Raw genomic sequence first — 507 nt, forward strand, 5'->3', positions numbered from 1 at the left:
CAAGCGCGCAGAAGCTGCGGCGGGACTACGAACAGCTGACACTCCGCGACGGTGAGACGGTGGAAGACTTCGCCATGCGCCTAACAGGCATGACGAACCAGCTGGCGACGTTGGGTGATCCCGAGCCCGACGACAAGATCGTCGCGAAGTACCTGCGTGTTGCAAGGCCGAGGTATCGCCAGCTCATCGTATCAATTGAAACTCTCCTTGACATTGAATCGCTGTCAGTGGAGGAGGTCACGGCGCGGTTGAAGGCCGTCGAGGATGATGGAGTAGTCGCCGGCAACGGCGGGGAGAAACTCTACCTCACGGAGGAAGAATGGCTCGAGCGCTACAAGCAGAAGGAGTCGGATGGCGGGCGCCGCAGCAGCGGCTCCGGCGGCGGCGGCTTCGGTAGTCGCGGCAAGAACAACGGCGGAAAGAAGACCGGTTCGGGCTCCGATTCGAACGGAGAACGAACTGGGCCGCCGAGCCGCGGCAAGGACAAGTGCCGGAAGTGCGGCAAAG

Annotated in this window: 1 protein-coding gene; it reads left to right on the forward strand. The window is 62.3% G+C overall.

The annotated features are described in order from the left end of the window. Positions 1-507: hypothetical protein (locus tag ACQY6C_RS15030; protein ID WP_427970102.1), on the forward strand; the 507-nt coding region annotated here is incomplete at both ends.

The organism is Altererythrobacter sp., from assembly GCF_050299635.1.
In the GTDB taxonomy this organism is placed as follows: domain Bacteria; phylum Pseudomonadota; class Alphaproteobacteria; order Sphingomonadales; family Sphingomonadaceae; genus Erythrobacter.